Source organism: Escherichia sp. WS1118 (genome assembly GCF_046487695.1).
Classification (GTDB): Bacteria; Pseudomonadota; Gammaproteobacteria; order Enterobacterales; family Enterobacteriaceae; genus Escherichia; species Escherichia coli.
The window spans coordinates 196,861-214,970 of sequence record NZ_JBJQIZ010000010.1; the positions used below are offsets into that span (position 1 = coordinate 196,861).

Consider the following 18,110-nt stretch of genomic DNA (forward strand, 5'->3'; position numbering starts at 1 on the left):
CGCCTTATCCGGCCTACAGTTCGATACGATTTGTCGGTCGGATAAGATGCGTCGGCATCGCATCCGACAATAACTGCGGATGCGACCTACATTCACATGGCGCTTTTTACATCTGACGGTTTTTATTGAAGTTAATCAAACTACCCGCCTTGATAATCTCGCGTTCTTCGGCAGTCAGACTTTCCATATACAGCGTGATTTCCGTTACCGGTGCATCTTCATGGATCACATAACCTTTAAACGTCGTTCCAGGATTATCCAGCGCCGCTTTAATGCCAGGGATGTAAATGTAATCCCCCACTTCAAAGGTTGGCGCTTCCGCCATCTGCAGCGGTAACATCCCCCAGTTGATGACGTTAGAACGATAGCGTTTAGTCGCGTACTCCTCGGCAATATTCGCCAGACCGCCAATCACACGCTGACAACTCGCCGCCTGTTCACGCGCAGAACCATCGCCTGGTTTCACCGCATAGACCATACTGCCAATTTCAGTTTGCAGCGGATCAATATGCTCCTGACCAGCAATCTGCTTAATGCGCGCAAACACATCTGCCATCTCGCTGACATTCCCCGCCAGACGCTGATTTTCCAGCTCAGCAGTCGCTTTACTTCTGCCAACATAACCTGGATCGCGGCGTGACAGGGTAAACTCCGCCAGACCAATCGGATTTGAACGATATGAAGAGGTTTCACCGGAAGGAATCAGTTCGTCGGTGGTGGTCACTTCGTCGAGAATCTTCGAGCACACTTTGAGGACGATATTGTCAGTCAGCGCGCCCAATTCCGGCCAGTCTTTGATGTTCGGTCCGTAGATCAGCGGTTGCTGGGTCGCCCCTTTCACAAAGCCTTGATAGACGCGATTTTTATACGGCGTTACATCGAAGGCGTACTCCGGCACGTTGTCCCAGCAATCCAGCTCGCTGGCCGAAGTTAAATAGCCACCGTTTGCCGCAGTCGCCGCAATAGAACGAGCGTCCATCAACGCCACCGCTGACATCTGCCCATTAGCTGGCTTAGAGCCTTCGCGGTTCGGGAAGTTACGCGTGGTGTGGCGAATACTCAAACCGTTGTTGATTGGCGTATCGCCCGCACCAAAGCATGGGCCGCAGAACGCGGTTCTGATGATTGCGCCTGCGCCAATCAAATCTGCGACCACACCTTTTTTGGCGAGATCCATAAACACCGGCTGCGATGACGGGTAAACCGCCAACGAGAAGGTATCGTTGCCGCAGGATTGACCGCGCAGCGCATTCGCCGCCGCGATGACGTTTTCATAGTTACCGCCAGAACAGCCCGCGATAATCCCCTGCTGCACTTTCAGGCGACCATTTTCCACTTTATCCAGCAGCGAGAGTTTGGCTTTACCGTGCGCCACGCGTTCGGACTCAATTTCAATCTCACGCAGAATGTCGGTCAGGTTCTGGTTCAGCGTGTCGATTTCATACACGTTGCTCGGGTGGAATGGCAGCGCAATCATTGGTTTGATGGCGCTTAAATCAACACTGATGCAGCCATCGTAGTACGCCATTGGTTGAGGGTTAAGTTGGCAGTAATCCTGGCCGCGACCGTGCAGCGCCAGCCAGTTATGGACTTCTTCATCGGTTTGCCAGACAGAACTTAAACAGGTCGTTTCAGTGGTCATCACGTCAACGCTGTTGCGGAAATCGGTAGAGAGCGCTGCAACACCGGGACCTACGAACTCCATCACTTTGTTTTTGACGTAACCGTTTTTGAACACGGCACCGATGATAGCCAGCGCCACATCCTGCGGCCCCACATACGGCGCAGGTTTTCCGGTCAGATGCACCGCAACCACGCCCGGATAGTCGATATCCCAGGTGTCATTAAGCAGCTGTTTTACCAACTCGCCGCCGCCCTCGCCAACCGCCATTGTCCCTAACGCACCGTAACGGGTATGGCTGTCTGACCCGAGGATCATTTTGCCGCCGCCAGCCATCATTTCACGCATATATTGATGGATGACCGCAATATGCGGTGGCACAAAAATACCGCCATAACGCTGCGCCGCCGATAAACCAAAAACATGGTCATCACCGTTAATGGTGCCGCCGACGGCGCAGAGTGAGTTATGGCAGTTGGTCAGCACATACGGCAGCGGGAAACGTTCCATACCGGACGCTTTAGCGGTCTGTACAATACCAACAAAGGTAATATCGTGAGAGGCTAATGAATCAAACTTAATTTTAAGTTTATCCATATTTCCGGACGTATTATGAGAAGATAGAATAGACCAGGCAATAGTGCCTTTTTTTGCTTCTTCTTTTTTTATTTCGTCGGTGAAATGTTCTTCGGCAATTATTTCGTTATTGCTGGCGAGAAACACGCCTTTTTCAGATAACTTGATCATCAAATGCTCCAGATATCTGCGCACCGTGAAGTGCGCAGAAAGATAATAAATGGATATACTCTAAATAATTCGAGTTGCAGGAAGGCGACAAGCGAGTGAATCCCCAGGAGCTTACATAAGTAAGTGACTGGGGTGAGTGAACGCAGACGCAGCACATGCAACTTGAAGTATGACGAGTATATTTACAGCATGTTCCAGCCGATCAGCATATTCCACCACCACACGCCAAGGGTGATATGCACCAGGAAGGTTAATATCGTCAGTACCGCACCGACCAACCACCAGGATTTAATATCGTTGTAACCCACGCCAAAGATGACCGGACCTGCCGCACCGCCATAGTGAGTAACCATGCCGCCATAGGAGTTAGAGAACAACAGTGCCAGCGCGGTTAACATTAACGGTGCGCCGGAGACATTCGCCAGCATGGCAAATACCGGTAACATGGCAACGATATAGGCACTACCAGAAGCGAAGAAATAACGCACGATGATGCTGAGGAAAATAATAACGAAGAAAGCAACGTTACCGTGACCATCAAATGCCAGGTTATTTTTAAAGACTTCAGCTAACCATTCGAAGAATTTAACTTTCGATAATAAGGAGCTTAAGCCGATAATACCGCCGTACCAGATTAAGGTATTCCAGCCGCCTTTATTTTTAACCACGTCTTCCCAGGTAACGATACCCAGCAGCAGCATAGTTGCCATAACAACGATTGCCACGGTGGATTCATCAACCCCCAGAGACTTACTGAAAATCCAGCCCAGCAGCGCCAGCACAAAGACACCGAGCAGCATTTTTTCGCGGATTTTCATCGGTCCCAGTTCGGCAAGGCCCGCTTTAGCGATGGTTTTGTTATCCACCTTCTTAATTTCTGGTGGATACATGGTGTAAATCACCAGCGGGGTGACCAGCAGCATAATGATGCCCGGCAATCCGGCGGCTAGCGCCCATCCACCCCAGCTAATTTGCAGGTGCAGAATGTCGTTGATCATTTTCAGCGCCAGAATGTTCCCCGCCATTGCGGTAAAGAACATATAGCTGGTGGTTTTAGTGACCATGTAAATGGACATCATCAGGTAATGTCCAACACGACGCGGACTTTTTTCCGGTTCTGATCCCAAAGCCACTGCCACGCTGTTGATGATCGGTAACACGATGCCGCCCGCACGCGCGGTGTTAGACGGTGTTGCCGGAGCCAGTACCAGATCGAGAAATACCGTAACGTAACCCAGACCCAGGGTAGTGCTACCAATTTTACCAATCAGCAGATAGGCAATACGTTTACCTAAGCCTGTGGTTACAAACGCGGCGCTTAAAGTAAACGCAGAAAACACCAGCCAGGTGGTACCGGAAGAGTAACCGCTTAATACGGCGGTGGTTTTAAATTCCCCACCTGATAAGTTACCCACCACGACCATCGATGCGGCGACGGCAATTAACAGTACGACAGGTTCCGGGAAAGGCTTGATAACCAGCCCCACAATGGCCGCCAGGTAAATACCAAAAAGCACCCACGCCAGTTCGCTTAATCCTGCCGGAGCTGGCATAAAGCCAATAATACATGGGATTGCTAATATCAGAATTAGCTTCCATAACGATTTCTTATTCATTTAATATCCTGTTCTTTCTGTATGACTCATACAGAATTCCTTTATTGATTGTCATTATCACGACAACAAAATTTTTCAGGGAAGATAAACTTCACCGGAAAATATTTTTCTGGTCGTCCGAATAACAGATGCGCGTAACGTCGTGGCATCCTGACCTTCATTACTTAAATGAACGTCGAGCGCACCACTGGGGTGTTCAATATTGATATTGCCGTATCCTACAGAAGGGACGATTTGTCGGGTGACGGTACCTTCCAATGCACAACTACTGGAAATAGCAATAGCACCGGTTATCGCCAAAGCGCGATGGCAAGAATGCGGCATAAAATAACGCACATTAATTGCCCCGCCTTTCTGCGCTGGAGAAATAAGTACAGGTTTAGGGATAACCATATTACTGACATCGCCTAAGCCCATTGCTTTACCCGCTTGTAGACGGATAGATTCAATGCGGGCTAATAATGCTTTGTCGGCATCCAGCTCTGCCGGTAATTCATAGCCTGTTTTTCCCAGATATTCAGCAGGAATAATGACAACTGGCATCGCCATATCGATACAGGTCACCGGGACATCGTCAAAATAATCAATCTGATTATCCGTCGGGAAGACTTTTCCGGTTTTCGTTCCGGCGGCATTCAGGAAAGTGAGCGCAACCGGTGCGGCAGTACCCGGTACGCCGTCAATTCTGGCGCTACCCTCGTACTCGACAACACCATTTGGCGTTTGCACATCAGCTTCGATGAACGTACCCGTATTGACGTTGCGGATACGTACGCGGGTAACTGGCGAAGTCGCTGCAATCAAACCATTTTCAATGGCGAATGCCCCAACGCCAGACAGCATATTGCCGCAGTTAGGCGTGGTATCGACACGTTGCTCATGGACGATAACTTGAGCAAACAGATAATCGACATCTGCACGCGGATCGCTGGAGCGGCTAATAATGGCGACTTTACTGGTCAGCGGATTACCGCCGCCAATACCGTCAATTTCCAGATCGTTACCGGAACCCATAATTGCCATCAATATTTTATCGCGCTGCGTTTGATCTTCGGGTAGATGTTCCGCTAACAGGAACGCGCCCCTCGAGGTTCCACCTCGCATCATCACGCAGGGTATTTTTTTCATAATAATGCCCTCAATTTAAAAACATAACTTATTGCGATATGGTTACATTAAGGGCAAAGCATCTCTAATGACTTTAGCTCAACGATTAATAACATTTTTTCATTAATTTAAGTTGGTTAAATGCAGTTAAAATTTTTAACGGTCAGCCACCCAAAATCGACGCTTCCATTTTCCGGAGTAATAATGAAGCATGAATTATCAAGTATGAAGGCATTTGTCATACTGGCAGAGTCCAGTTCATTTAACAATGCTGCTAAATTACTCAATATTACGCAACCTGCATTAACGCGAAGAATAAAAAAGATGGAGGAAGATTTACACATTCAACTATTTGAGCGTACAACTCGCAAGGTTACGTTAACAAAAGCAGGAAAAAGGTTGCTCCCGGAGGCGCGGGAATTAATAAAAAAATTCGATGAAACGCTTTTTAATATTCGTGATATGAATGCTTATCATCGTGGTATGGTGACGTTAGCGTGTATTCCGACCGCAGTATTTTATTTTTTACCATTGGCAATCGGTAAATTTAATGAGCTGTATCCCAATATTAAAGTGCGGATTCTGGAACAAGGCACGAATAATTGCATGGAATCGGTGCTGTGTAACGAATCAGACTTTGGCATAAACATGAACAACGTCACAAATTCATCCATTGATTTTACCCCACTGGTCAACGAGCCGTTCGTGCTGGCCTGTCGGCGTGACCATCCATTGGCCAAAAAGCAGCTTGTAGAATGGCAGGAGTTAGTGGGTTACAAAATGATTGGCGTACGCTCCTCCAGCGGCAACCGACTGTTGATAGAACAACAGCTAGCCGACAAGCCCTGGAAGCTGGACTGGTTTTACGAAGTGCGTCATCTTTCGACGTCATTAGGGCTGGTGGAGGCGGGACTGGGGATTTCGGCGCTTCCTGGTCTGGCAATGCCCCATGCGCCCTATTCTTCGATTATTGGTATCCCACTGGTGGAACCCGTTATACGTCGGACATTGGGGATTATTCGCCGCAAAGATGCCGTGCTTTCTCCGGCAGCTGAACGCTTTTTTGCCTTGCTGATTAATTTGTGGACTGACGATAAAGACAATTTGTGGACCAATATCGTCGAACGCCAGAGACATGCGTTACAGGAGATAGGTTAATACACCGGCGCAGGAGAGACTGCGCCGGTTAAATCAGCGGTTAGTGCGCGTTGACCACTACCCACATTGGCCCCTGCCCAACCGCATAGCGGCCTTTTTCATGCAGTAGCCCCTGCTCGCCAACAATTTCGTATACCGAGGTGTGGTGAGATTTTTGCCCGGCGGCAATCAGATACTTGCCGCTGTGATCAACATTGAAGCCGCGCGGCTGGGTTTCCGTTGGCTGGAAGCCTTCTTTACTCAACACGCTGCCATCTTCCGAAACGCTGAAAACGGTAATCAGACTGGCGGTACGGTCGCAGGCGTATAAATGACGACCATCCGGGGTGATATGAATATCAGCCGCCCAACGGGTGTCGGAGAAGTTTTCCGGCATCATATCCAGCGTCTGGACACATTCGATATTGCCGTGCGGATCTTTCAGTTCCCAGACATCCACTGAGCTGTTTAACTCATTGACGCAATACGCATATTGTTCGTTTGGATGGAATACCATATGACGCGGGCCGGCCCCTTCAACGGTAGTCACTTCCGCAGGGTCCTGCGCCACCAGATGACCATCATCGCTGACCGTAAACAGGCAAATGCGATCCTGCTTTAATGCCGGAACCCACAACGTACGGTTGTCCGGTGAGATATTGGCGGAATGGCAACCGTCCAGCCCCTCGACCACATCGACGACGCCCACTGGCAGGCCATCTTCCAGACGCGTTACGCTCACGTTACCCGCATTGTAAGAACCGACAAAGACAAACTGCCCCTGGTGATCGGTGGAAATATGCGTCGGGCTACCCGGCAGCGCAGACTCTGCAGCAAAGGTCAGCGCGCCATCGTCCGGGGCGATACGATAGGCCAGGACGCGAAACTCAGGGCGAACACCAACATAGAGATAGCGTTTGTCCGGGCTGACCACCATCGGCTGCACCTGCCCCGGCACATCGACAACCTGTGTCAGCGTCAGTGCGCCTTCATGATTCAGGTTCCAGACGTGAATTTGCTGGCTCTCAGGGCTGGCGATATAAACTGTTTGCTTCATGAATGCTCCTTTGCATTTAGCAACTGACTGTAACAGCTAAAATTAGTCGCTTTTGGCGGTGAATGCTGAATTAAAACGCAGAATTTTGTCCGATAGTGGTATCGGTGTACCATTCGCGCAGACGAAAATTCTTAACCTTAATCTGGAATACGCCATGACCACACGCGTGATTGCTCTCGACTTAGACGGCACCTTATTGACCCCGAAAAAGACCCTGCTTCCTTCATCGATAGAAGCCCTGGCCCGCGCTCGCGAAGCAGGCTACCGATTAATCATCGTCACAGGTCGCCATCACGTCGCTATTCATCCTTTTTATCAGGCGCTGGCGCTGGATACACCTGCTATTTGCTGTAACGGCACCTATTTGTATGATTATCATGCAAAAACCGTACTAGAAGCGGACCCAATGCCTGTTAACAAAGCCCTGCAACTCATTGAGATGCTGAATGAACACCACATTCACGGTCTGATGTATGTGGATGATGCGATGGTTTATGAGCACCCGACCGGACATGTCATTCGCACGTCTAACTGGGCGCAAACCCTGCCGCCGGAACAGCGTCCGACTTTCACACAAGTCGCTTCTCTGGCTGAAACGGCGCAACAAGTTAACGCCGTATGGAAGTTCGCCCTGACGCACGATGACCTGCCGCAATTGCAGAATTTTGGTAAGCATGTCGAACATGAACTGGGACTGGAGTGTGAATGGTCCTGGCACGATCAGGTTGATATTGCACGCGGCGGCAACAGCAAAGGTAAACGTTTGACGAAATGGGTTGAGGCGCAAGGCTGGTCGATGGAAAACGTCGTGGCCTTCGGCGATAACTTCAATGATATTAGTATGCTGGAAGCCGCTGGTACAGGCGTGGCGATGGGCAACGCCGATGACGCAGTAAAAGCGCGCGCCAACATTGTGATTGGTGATAACACCACCGACAGCATTGCCCAGTTCATTTATAGCCACCTGATTTAATCAGGCGGTTATCGACACACTTTTAATTTGCGCATACAGCCACAGGCCAGGTTTGATCGCCAGTTCATCCCTGGCCCACGGGCTGATACGCGCCCACAGCGTTTTACCGCCGACTTCCAGCTCCACTTCCACCTGGCCGTTGTCGTCATAACTATTAACAACTTTTGCCCGCAATACGTTACGAATGCTGGTTTGCTGCGGCGGTTGTAAAACCAGCGAGACATCGGAAGCCTGAATGCGGATGCGTAGCGCAGCTTGCAGCGGTTCGTCCAGCTTATTGACCCACAAATGCTGATCGCCCAGCGCCAGCGCGGTCATCGCGTAATGCGGATGATGCTCAAGTACTGTCACTTTCAGAATGCTACTTTGTTGCTCTTTCGGTAGCCACGGATTCATCACGCTACTACCCCAGACTTCTTCCAGCGCGCCAAAGGCTTTCACCTGACCGTTTTCCAGTACCATCACTCTGTCTGCCAGATGGAGGATTTCATCCAGCGAATGGCTGACATACAACATCGGAATGTTGATTTCCCGCGTCAGACGTTGCAGATAAGGCAACAGTTCGCGTTTACGCGGAATATCCAGTGACGCCAGCGGTTCATCCAGCAACAGCAATTCCGGTGCTGTCAGCAAAGCCCGACCAATCGCCACGCGCTGTTTTTCGCCTCCGGACAGGCTGCCTGGTAAACGATCAAGCAACGGTTCAATGCCTAAAAGCGCCACCAGCTTATCGAACTGATTGACCATGCTTTTCGCCATGCCGTAGCGCAAATTGCCACGCACTTTATAATGCGGAAACAGCCGCGCATCCTGAAACACATAGCCTACGCGACGCTTTTCTGGCGTCAGGCAGATACCTTTATCGGCGTCATTTAGTACCCGACCATTGAGGACAATCCGCCCTTTTTGCGGACGTGTCAGCCCACTGATGGCGTTAATCAGCGAGGTTTTTCCGGCACCAGAGACACCAAAAATAGCGGTGATGCCATTGGCGGGCAGCGTTTCATTAATCGTCAGGCAATGGTTGCCCAACGTCTGGGAAAAATTCAGTTCCAGCATGATTAGCGCCCCGCCCGCTCACGGCTGATTCTGGCCAGCCATTCTGAAATCAACAGGGAGATCATCGCCAGCGCAATAGAAATAATACACAGTCTCGCCGCGCCACTTTCCCCGCCAGGGGTCTGGATCAGGGTATACATGGCAGAAGGAATGGTCCGCGTTTCACCAGGAATGTTCGACACAAAGGTGATGGTTGCGCCAAATTCACCGAGCGAACGAGCGAATGCCAGTACCGTACCAACAATAATTCCCGGCAACGTCAGCGGTAAGGTAATAGTGAAGAAGACACGCCAGCGCCCGGCGCCCAACGTTCTTGCGGCCTGCTCCAGTTTGATATCAACACCTTCCAGCGCCAGACGAATCGCCCGCACCATCAGCGGAAAAGACATGACAGCGGCAGCGAGAACCGCACCGCGCCAGCTAAACGCGAAAGAAAGACCAAACCAGTCATACAGACGTTCACCGATAAATCCGCGCCGTCCCATCGAAACTAATAATAGGTAACCGACGACCACGGGCGGTAACACCAGCGGTAGATGCAGTACACTGTCGAGCAGAGCTTTGCCCGGAAACGTGCAACGTACCAGTAACCAGGCAAAAAAGATCCCAAACGGCAGGCTAAACAGCACAGCCAGGGAAGAAACTTTCAGGCTTAATAAAACTGCCTGCCATTCTGGATCGGTCAGTATCATTACTTGGTTGTAAATCCGTAACGTTTAAAGATTTCCGCAGCCTGCGGCCCCTTCAGATAATCGTAAAATGCTTTCACTGTCGCATTGTTATGCCCTTCCACAACAGCAACCGGATATTCCACTTTTTTATGTGAATCTTCCGGGAAGGTGGCAACCACTTTTACCCCTTTGCTGGCAACTGCGTCAGAACCGTAAACAATACCCAGCGGCGCTTCATTGCGTTCGACCAACGCCAGCGCGCCACGAACATCTTCCGCCGGAGCCAGTTTCGGGGAGAGCGTATCCCATGCGCCCAGTTTTTGCAGTGCTTCTTTCGCATAAATGCCAGCAGGGACATGTTCCGGATCACCAACCGCGAGGCGACCGCCATTCAGCAGCGAAGTCCAGTTGGTTTTGCTGTCGATGGTGAAATCTTTCTGCTCGCTGGCTTTCGGTGCTACAACGACCAGGCTATTGCCGAGCAGTGTCTGGCGCGAAGCCGTATCGATCGCTTTTTTATCAACCGCATAATCCATCCATTTCTGATCGGCAGAAATAAACAGATCCGCAGGCGCACCCGCTTCAATCTGACGGGCCAAAGTAGATGACGAAGCGAAAGAAGAAACTACATCCACGCCTTTCTCTTTTTTATACTGCGTAGCAATGTCCTGCATTGCGTTAGTCAGTGATGCGGCGGCGAACACCGTGATTTTCCCTTCATCTGCCAGTGCATTGCCAGCAACAGCGAAAGAGAGTGCCGCCCCGGTAAACAAGTTCAACCATTTACGAGCCATTGGTAACCCCTTAATGTAACGTTATGTAGGCGTCAATATAACGGCAAGTTCGGAATTTTCCCAGCAGTTATTGCTAACCTTTGTGAGGTAGATGAGAAAAAATATCGGCAGAAAAAGCAGGAAGTTGAGAAAAAGAAAATGCCCGACTAAGCGGGCATTCAGGGAATCAATGATTTTGTCCGGGCTGGTCTTTTTTACCAACACCAGAAAAGATGTTGAAAACTTCACCAAGACCGTAAATCAGACCCAGGATGATGGCCATCACGACAGGTACCATGATTACGGCGAATACCAGACTTTTTAATAACTCTAACATGGTCAACTCCAGATATAGTCATGAGACTATTCTAACCGCTAAGCACAGAAAAGCACTCCCCTTTTGTGCGGTCAGCTTTGCGTGGCGTTCGTTTTCCGTCACAATAAGACTTTTGCCAGGATATTGTTATGCAGGCCGAAATCCTTCTCACCCTTAAGCTCCAACAAAAATTATTCGCCGACCCGCGCCGCATTTCGCTACTAAAACACATTGCGCTTTCCGGTTCCATTAGCCAGGGAGCGAAAGATGCCGGTATCAGCTATAAAAGCGCCTGGGATGCCATTAACGAGATGAATCAGTTAAGTGAGCATATTCTGGTTGAGCGCGCAACAGGCGGTAAAGGTGGAGGCGGCGCAGTACTGACCCGCTATGGTCAGCGACTGATTCAGCTCTATGACTTACTGGCGCAAATCCAGCAAAAAGCCTTTGATGTGTTAAGTGACGATGACGCCCTGCCGCTGAACAGCCTGCTGGCCGCGATCTCACGTTTTTCACTGCAAACCAGCGCCCGTAACCAATGGTTTGGCACCATCACCGCCCGCGATCATGATGACGTTCAACAGCATGTTGATGTCTTACTGGCTGATGGAAAAACACGCCTGAAAGTCGCAATTACCGCACAAAGCGGCGCGCGTCTGGGGCTGGATGAAGGCAAAGAAGTGTTGATATTGCTAAAAGCGCCGTGGGTAGGCATTACTCAGGACGAAGCTGTCGCACAAAACGCCGACAACCAATTACCGGGTATTATTAGTCATATTGAGCGCGGCGCAGAGCAGTGCGAAGTATTAATGGCGCTACCCGACGGGCAAACACTGTGCGCCACAGTGCCGGTAAATGAAGCGACTTCTCTTCAGCAAGGACAGAATGTCACGGCCTACTTTAATGCCGACAGCGTGATTATCGCCACGCTGTGCTAAGCGTGTTGACAATTTGTTATGAAACACGTATCCCTGTCAGTAATCGCTGCACAAAATGGGATATAAAATGTCATCGTTGCAAATTTTGCAAGGCACGTTTCGTCTTAGCGACACAAAAACGCTGCAATTGCCTCAGCTAACGTTAAACGCGGGTGATAGTTGGGCGTTTGTCGGTTCGAATGGAAGCGGGAAATCGGCCCTGGCCCGCGCGCTGGCGGGGGAACTTCCGCTTTTGAAAGGTGAACGGCAAAGCCAGTTTTCCCACATCACTCGTCTCTCCTTCGAGCAATTGCAAAAGCTCGTCAGCGACGAATGGCAGCGGAATAACACCGATATGCTCGGCCCTGGCGAAGATGACACCGGGCGTACCACGGCTGAAATCATTCAGGATGAAGTAAAGGATGCACCGCGTTGCATGCAACTGGCGCAGCAGTTCGGTATTACCGCCCTCCTCGACCGACGCTTTAAATACCTTTCCACTGGCGAGACGCGAAAAACCCTGCTGTGTCAGGCGCTGATGTCGGAGCCTGACTTGTTGATTCTTGATGAGCCGTTCGATGGCCTGGATGTTGCCTCACGTCAGCAGCTGGCTGAGCTACTCGCCTCGTTACATCAGTCCGGTATTACTCTGGTACTGGTGCTCAATCGCTTCGATGAGATCCCGGAATTTGTCCAGTTTGCTGGCGTGCTGGCGGATTGTACGTTAGCGGAAACTGGCGCTAAAGAAGAACTGCTCCAACAAGCACTCGTTGCGCAACTGGCGCATAGCGAACTGCTTGAAGGTGTGCAAATGCCGGAGCCGGATGAACCTTCAGCACGTCACGCCTTACCCGCCAACGAACCGCGCATTGTGCTGAACAATGGCGTGGTTTCTTATAACGATCGCCCCATTCTTAATAACCTTAGCTGGCAGGTGAATCCAGGCGAACACTGGCAAATTGTCGGGCCAAATGGCGCGGGAAAATCGACGTTATTAAGCCTGATTACTGGCGATCATCCGCAAGGTTACAGCAACGATTTGACGCTTTTCGGACGACGTCGCGGCAGCGGCGAAACCATCTGGGATATCAAAAAGCATATCGGCTACGTCAGCAGTAGTTTGCATCTGGATTACCGGGTCAGCACTACTGTGCGTAATGTGATTCTTTCTGGCTATTTTGATTCGATTGGCATTTATCAGGCCGTTTCGGATCGCCAGCAAAAACTGGTGCAGCAGTGGCTGGATATTCTCGGCATTGATAAACGCACGGCTGACGCTCCTTTCCATAGTCTTTCCTGGGGACAGCAGCGTCTGGCGCTGATCGTCCGTGCGCTAGTGAAACATCCGACGTTGCTTATTCTCGATGAACCACTACAGGGGCTTGATCCGCTCAATCGCCAGCTTATCCGCCGTTTTGTTGATGTGCTGATTAGCGAAGGTGAAACGCAATTGTTGTTTGTTTCGCACCACACTGAAGATGCGCCTGCCTGTATTACCCATCGTCTGGAGTTCGTGCCGGACGGTGACTTTTATCGCTATGCGCTGACAAAAATAAACTGAGTCGGTAGTGCTGACCGTGCCGGAGGCGGCGTAAACGTGTTATCCGGCCAACGGTTTGACGCATGCAGGCATGAAACCGCGTCTTTTTTTCAGATAAAAAGCGCAATCATTCATAAACCCTCTGTTTTATAATCACTTAATCGCGCATAAAAAACGGCTAAATTCTTGTGTAAACGATTCCACTAATTTATTCCATGTCACACTTTTCGCATCTTTGTTATGCTATGGTTATTTCATACCATAAGCCTAATGGAGCGAATTATGAGAGTTCTGGTTACCGGTGGTAGCGGTTACATTGGAAGTCATACCTGTGTGCAATTACTGCAAAACGGTCATGATGTCATCATTCTTGATAACCTCTGTAACAGTAAGCGCAGCGTACTGCCTGTTATCGAGCGTTTAGGCGGCAAACATCCAACGTTTGTTGAAGGCGATATCCGTAACGAAGCGTTGATGACCGAGATCCTGCACGATCACGCTATCGACACCGTGATCCACTTCGCCGGGCTGAAAGCCGTTGGCGAATCGGTACAAAAACCGCTGGAATATTACGACAACAATGTCAACGGCACCCTGCGCCTGATTAGCGCCATGCGCGCCGCTAACGTCAAAAACTTTATCTTTAGCTCCTCCGCCACCGTTTATGGCGATCAACCCAAAATTCCATATGTTGAAAGCTTCCCGACCGGCACACCGCAAAGCCCTTACGGCAAAAGCAAGCTGATGGTGGAACAGATCCTCACCGATCTGCAAAAAGCCCAGCCGGACTGGAGCATTGCCCTGCTGCGCTACTTCAACCCAGTTGGCGCGCATCCGTCGGGCGATATGGGCGAAGATCCGCAAGGCATTCCGAATAACCTGATGCCATACATCGCCCAGGTTGCTGTAGGCCGTCGCGACTCGCTGGCGATTTTTGGTAACGATTATCCGACCGAAGACGGTACTGGCGTGCGCGATTACATCCACGTAATGGATCTGGCGGACGGTCACGTCGTGGCGATGGAAAAACTGGCGAACAAGCCAGGCGTACACATCTACAACCTCGGCGCTGGCGTGGGCAGCAGCGTGCTGGATGTGGTTAATGCCTTCAGCAAAGCTTGCGGCAAACCGGTTAACTATCATTTTGCACCGCGTCGCGAGGGCGACCTTCCGGCCTACTGGGCGGACGCCAGCAAAGCCGACCGTGAACTGAACTGGCGCGTAACGCGCACACTCGATGAAATGGCGCAGGACACCTGGCACTGGCAGTCACGCCATCCACAGGGATATCCCGATTAAGGAACGACCATGACGCAATTTAATCCCGTTGATCATCCACATCGCCGCTACAACCCGCTCACCGGGCAATGGATTCTGGTTTCACCGCACCGCGCTAAGCGCCCCTGGCAGGGGGCGCAGGAAACGCCAGCCAAACAGGTGTTACCTGCGCACGATCCAGATTGCTTCCTCTGCGCAGGTAATGTGCGGGTGACAGGCGATAAAAACCCCGATTACACCGGCACTTACGTTTTCACTAATGACTTTGCGGCCTTGATGTCTGACACGCCAGATGCGCCAGAAAGCAACGATCCGCTAATGCGTTGCCAGAGCGCGCGCGGTACCAGCCGGGTGATCTGCTTTTCACCGGATCACAGTAAAACGTTGCCAGAACTGAGCGTTGCGGCATTGACGGAAATCGTCAAAACCTGGCAGGAGCAAACCGCAGAGCTGGGAAAAACGTACCCGTGGGTACAGGTCTTTGAAAACAAAGGCGCGGCGATGGGCTGCTCTAACCCGCATCCGCACGGACAGATTTGGGCAAATAGCTTCCTGCCTAACGAAGCTGAGCGCGAAGACCGCCTGCAAAAAGAATATTTCGCCGAACAGAAATCGCCAATGCTGGTGGATTATGTTCAGCGCGAGCTGGCAGACGGTAGCCGTACCGTTGTCGAAACCGAACACTGGTTAGCCGTTGTACCTTACTGGGCTGCCTGGCCGTTCGAAACGCTACTGCTGCCCAAAGCCCACGTTTTGCGGATCACCGATTTGACCGACGCCCAGCGCAGCGATTTGGCACTGGCGTTGAAAAAGCTGACCAGTCGTTATGACAACCTCTTCCAGTGCTCCTTCCCCTACTCTATGGGCTGGCACGGCGCGCCATTTAATGGCGAAGAGAATCAACACTGGCAGCTGCACGCGCACTTTTATCCGCCTCTGTTGCGCTCCGCCACCGTACGTAAATTTATGGTTGGTTATGAAATGCTGGCAGAAACCCAGCGAGACCTGACCGCAGAACAGGCAGCAGAGCGTTTGCGCGCAGTCAGCGATATCCATTTTCGCGAATCCGGAGTGTAAGAAATGAGTCTGAAAGAAAAAACACAATCTCTGTTTGCCAACGCATTTGGCTACCCTGCCACTCACACCATTCAGGCGCCTGGCCGCGTGAATTTGATTGGTGAACACACCGACTACAACGACGGTTTCGTTCTGCCCTGCGCGATTGATTATCAAACCGTGATCAGCTGTGCGCCACGCGATGACCGTAAAGTTCGCGTAATGGCAGCCGATTATGAAAATCAGCTCGACGAGTTTTCCCTCGATGCGCCCATTGTCGCGCATGAAAACTATCAATGGGCTAACTACGTTCGTGGCGTGGTGAAACATCTGCAACTGCGTAACAACAGCTTCGGCGGTGTGGACATGGTGATCAGCGGCAATGTGCCGCAGGGTGCAGGGTTAAGTTCTTCCGCTTCACTGGAAGTCGCGGTCGGAACCGTATTGCAGCAGCTTTATCATCTGCCGCTGGACGGCGCACAAATCGCGCTTAATGGTCAGGAAGCAGAAAACCAGTTTGTAGGCTGTAACTGTGGAATCATGGATCAACTGATTTCCGCACTCGGCAAGAAAGATCATGCCTTGCTGATTGACTGCCGCTCACTGGGGACCAAAGCAGTTTCCATGCCCAAAGGTGTGGCTGTCGTCATCATCAACAGTAACTTCAAACGTACCCTGGTTGGCAGCGAATACAACACCCGTCGTGAACAGTGCGAAACCGGTGCGCGTTTCTTCCAGCAGCCAGCCCTGCGCGATGTCACCATTGAAGAGTTCAACGCTGTTGCGCATGAACTGGACCCAATCGTGGCGAAACGCGTGCGTCATATCCTGACTGAAAACGCCCGCACCGTTGAAGCTGTCAGCGCACTGGAGCAAGGCGACCTGAAACGTATGGGCGAGTTGATGGCGGAGTCTCATGCCTCTATGCGCGATGATTTCGAAATCACCGTACCGCAAATTGACACTCTGGTAGAAATCGTCAAAGCTGTGATTGGCGACAAAGGTGGCGTACGCATGACCGGCGGCGGATTTGGTGGCTGTATCGTCGCGTTGTTCCCGGAAGAGCTGGTGCCTGCCGTACAGCAAGCTGTCGCTGAACAATATGAAGCAAAAACAGGTATTAAAGAGACTTTTTACGTTTGTAAACCATCACAAGGAGCAGGACAGTGCTGAACGAAACTCCCGCACTGGCACCCGATGGTCAGCCGTACCGACTGTTAACTTTGCGTAACCACGCAGGGATGGTAGTCACGCTGATGGACTGGGGTGCGACTTTACTTTCCGCCCGTATTCCGCTTTCCGATGGCAGCGTCCGCGAGGCGCTGCTTGGCTGCGCCAGCCCGGAATGCTATCAGGATCAGGCCGCATTTCTGGGGGCCTCTATTGGTCGTTATGCCAACCGCATCGCCAATAGCCGTTATACCTTTGACGGTGAAACCGTGACGCTTTCACCAAGTCAGGGCGTCAACCAATTGCATGGCGGCCCGGAAGGGTTCGACAAACGTCGCTGGCAGATTGTGAACCAGAACGATCGTCAGGTGCTGTTTGCCCTGAGTTCAGATGATGGCGATCAGGGTTTCCCGGGTAATCTCGGCGCGACGGTGCAATATCGTCTGACCGACGATAACCGTATCTCCATTACTTATCGCGCCACAGTTGATAAACCTTGCCCGGTGAATATGACTAATCACGTCTATTTCAATCTTGACGGCGAGCAATCTGACGTGCGCAATCACAAGTTGCAGATTCTGGCGGAAGAATATCTGCCGGTTGATGAAGGCGGCATTCCGCACGACGGCCTGAAATCTGTCGCCGGAACCTCTTTTGATTTCCGCAACGCCAAAATCATCGCCAGTGAGTTTCTTGCCGACGACGATCAGCGCAAAGTGAAAGGTTACGATCACGCGTTCTTGTTACAGGCCAAAGGCGATGGCAAGAAAGTGGCGGCGCATGTCTGGTCAGCAGATGAAAAATTGCAGCTGAAGGTCTACACCACCGCTCCGGCTCTGCAATTCTACTCCGGCAACTTCCTCGGCGGCACACCGTCGCGGGGAACCGAACCTTACGCCGACTGGCAAGGGCTGGCTCTGGAAAGCGAATTTCTGCCGGACAGCCCGAACCACCCTGAATGGCCGCAACCGGACTGCTTCCTGCGTCCTGGCGAAGAGTATTCCAGCCTGACGGAATATCAGTTTATTGCTCAGTAATGTTAAGCCCTCGTCATGAGGGCTTTATCTTCATA

The 18,110-nt window shown here is 51.1% G+C and carries 16 protein-coding genes; 8 read left to right on the forward strand and 8 right to left on the reverse strand.

What is annotated here, in order from left to right; translation table 11 throughout:
* Positions 1-106: 106 nt before the first annotated feature.
* The 3 genes from ACJHYO_RS17960 to ACJHYO_RS17970 form a co-directional block, all read right to left on the reverse strand.
* Positions 107-2,368, reverse strand: a complete 2,262-nt coding sequence (locus tag ACJHYO_RS17960; RefSeq protein WP_085455246.1) for a hydratase — start codon at positions 2,366-2,368, stop codon at positions 107-109.
* Positions 2,369-2,550: 182 nt separating this feature from the next.
* Positions 2,551-3,984, reverse strand: a complete 1,434-nt coding sequence (locus ACJHYO_RS17965; RefSeq protein ID WP_001036491.1) for an anion permease — start codon at positions 3,982-3,984, stop codon at positions 2,551-2,553.
* A gap of 75 nt (positions 3,985-4,059) precedes the next feature.
* Positions 4,060-5,112 carry a 4-oxalomesaconate tautomerase gene (locus tag ACJHYO_RS17970; RefSeq protein ID WP_000723652.1) on the reverse strand — a complete coding sequence of 351 codons (1,053 nt, stop codon included), beginning with the start codon at positions 5,110-5,112 and terminating at the stop codon, positions 4,060-4,062.
* A 183-nt stretch (positions 5,113-5,295) separates the two neighbouring features.
* Between ACJHYO_RS17970 and ACJHYO_RS17975 the strand changes: the two genes are divergently transcribed.
* Positions 5,296-6,249, forward strand: coding sequence for a LysR family transcriptional regulator (locus tag ACJHYO_RS17975; RefSeq protein ID WP_000679972.1), 954 nt, complete (start codon positions 5,296-5,298; stop codon positions 6,247-6,249).
* A 40-nt stretch (positions 6,250-6,289) separates the two neighbouring features.
* Here the strand turns inward: ACJHYO_RS17975 and pgl are convergent, their stop codons facing one another.
* Complete coding sequence (pgl, locus tag ACJHYO_RS17980) at positions 6,290-7,285, reverse strand: 6-phosphogluconolactonase (RefSeq protein WP_085455243.1); 996 nt, start codon at positions 7,283-7,285, stop codon at positions 6,290-6,292.
* A gap of 154 nt (positions 7,286-7,439) precedes the next feature.
* Here pgl and ybhA point away from each other — a divergent pair, with 154 nt between their 5' ends.
* On the forward strand, positions 7,440-8,258 hold the full coding sequence (gene ybhA, locus ACJHYO_RS17985) for a bifunctional pyridoxal phosphate/fructose-1,6-bisphosphate phosphatase (RefSeq protein WP_001467942.1): 819 nt from the start codon (positions 7,440-7,442) through the stop codon (positions 8,256-8,258).
* Here the strand turns inward: ybhA and modC are convergent, their stop codons facing one another.
* The 4 genes from modC to acrZ form a co-directional block, all read right to left on the reverse strand.
* A complete protein-coding gene (gene modC / locus ACJHYO_RS17990; protein ID WP_000891664.1) occupies positions 8,259-9,317 on the reverse strand; it encodes a molybdenum ABC transporter ATP-binding protein ModC in 1,059 nt (352 codons plus the stop codon).
* Between the two features lie 2 nt (positions 9,318-9,319).
* Complete coding sequence (modB, locus tag ACJHYO_RS17995) at positions 9,320-10,009, reverse strand: molybdate ABC transporter permease subunit (RefSeq protein WP_000604037.1); 690 nt, start codon at positions 10,007-10,009, stop codon at positions 9,320-9,322.
* Entirely contained in the window at positions 10,009-10,782 is a 774-nt protein-coding gene (gene modA, locus ACJHYO_RS18000) for a molybdate ABC transporter substrate-binding protein (protein ID WP_000113014.1), read from the reverse strand. Before modA ends, modB begins: the two co-directional genes overlap by 1 nt.
* Positions 10,783-10,948: 166 nt before the next feature.
* Complete coding sequence (acrZ, locus tag ACJHYO_RS18005) at positions 10,949-11,098, reverse strand: multidrug efflux pump accessory protein AcrZ (protein ID WP_000891515.1); 150 nt, start codon at positions 11,096-11,098, stop codon at positions 10,949-10,951.
* 128 nt (positions 11,099-11,226) lie between these two features.
* Here acrZ and modE point away from each other — a divergent pair, with 128 nt between their 5' ends.
* The 6 genes from modE to galM all read left to right on the forward strand — a co-directional run bounded on the left by modE (position 11,227) and on the right by galM (position 18,075).
* Complete coding sequence (gene modE, locus ACJHYO_RS18010; protein ID WP_001147439.1) at positions 11,227-12,015, forward strand: molybdenum-dependent transcriptional regulator; 789 nt, start codon at positions 11,227-11,229, stop codon at positions 12,013-12,015.
* Between the two features lie 67 nt (positions 12,016-12,082).
* The gene (gene modF, locus ACJHYO_RS18015) at positions 12,083-13,555 is read left to right on the forward strand and encodes a molybdate ABC transporter ATP-binding protein ModF (protein WP_085455242.1); all 1,473 of its coding nucleotides are present in this window, start codon (positions 12,083-12,085) and stop codon (positions 13,553-13,555) included.
* 261 nt (positions 13,556-13,816) lie between these two features.
* Positions 13,817-14,833 (forward strand): UDP-glucose 4-epimerase GalE, encoded by a 1,017-nt coding sequence (gene galE / locus ACJHYO_RS18020; protein WP_001265443.1) that lies wholly within the window; start codon positions 13,817-13,819, stop codon positions 14,831-14,833.
* 9 nt (positions 14,834-14,842) lie between these two features.
* Entirely contained in the window at positions 14,843-15,889 is a 1,047-nt protein-coding gene (gene galT, locus ACJHYO_RS18025) for a galactose-1-phosphate uridylyltransferase (RefSeq protein ID WP_000191508.1), read from the forward strand.
* Between the two features lie 3 nt (positions 15,890-15,892).
* Positions 15,893-17,041 (forward strand): galactokinase, encoded by a 1,149-nt coding sequence (gene galK, locus ACJHYO_RS18030; RefSeq protein ID WP_085455241.1) that lies wholly within the window; start codon positions 15,893-15,895, stop codon positions 17,039-17,041.
* Positions 17,035-18,075 (forward strand): galactose-1-epimerase, encoded by a 1,041-nt coding sequence (gene galM, locus ACJHYO_RS18035; RefSeq protein WP_085455240.1) that lies wholly within the window; start codon positions 17,035-17,037, stop codon positions 18,073-18,075. Before galK ends, galM begins: the two co-directional genes overlap by 7 nt.
* The last annotated feature ends 35 nt before the right edge of the window (positions 18,076-18,110 follow it).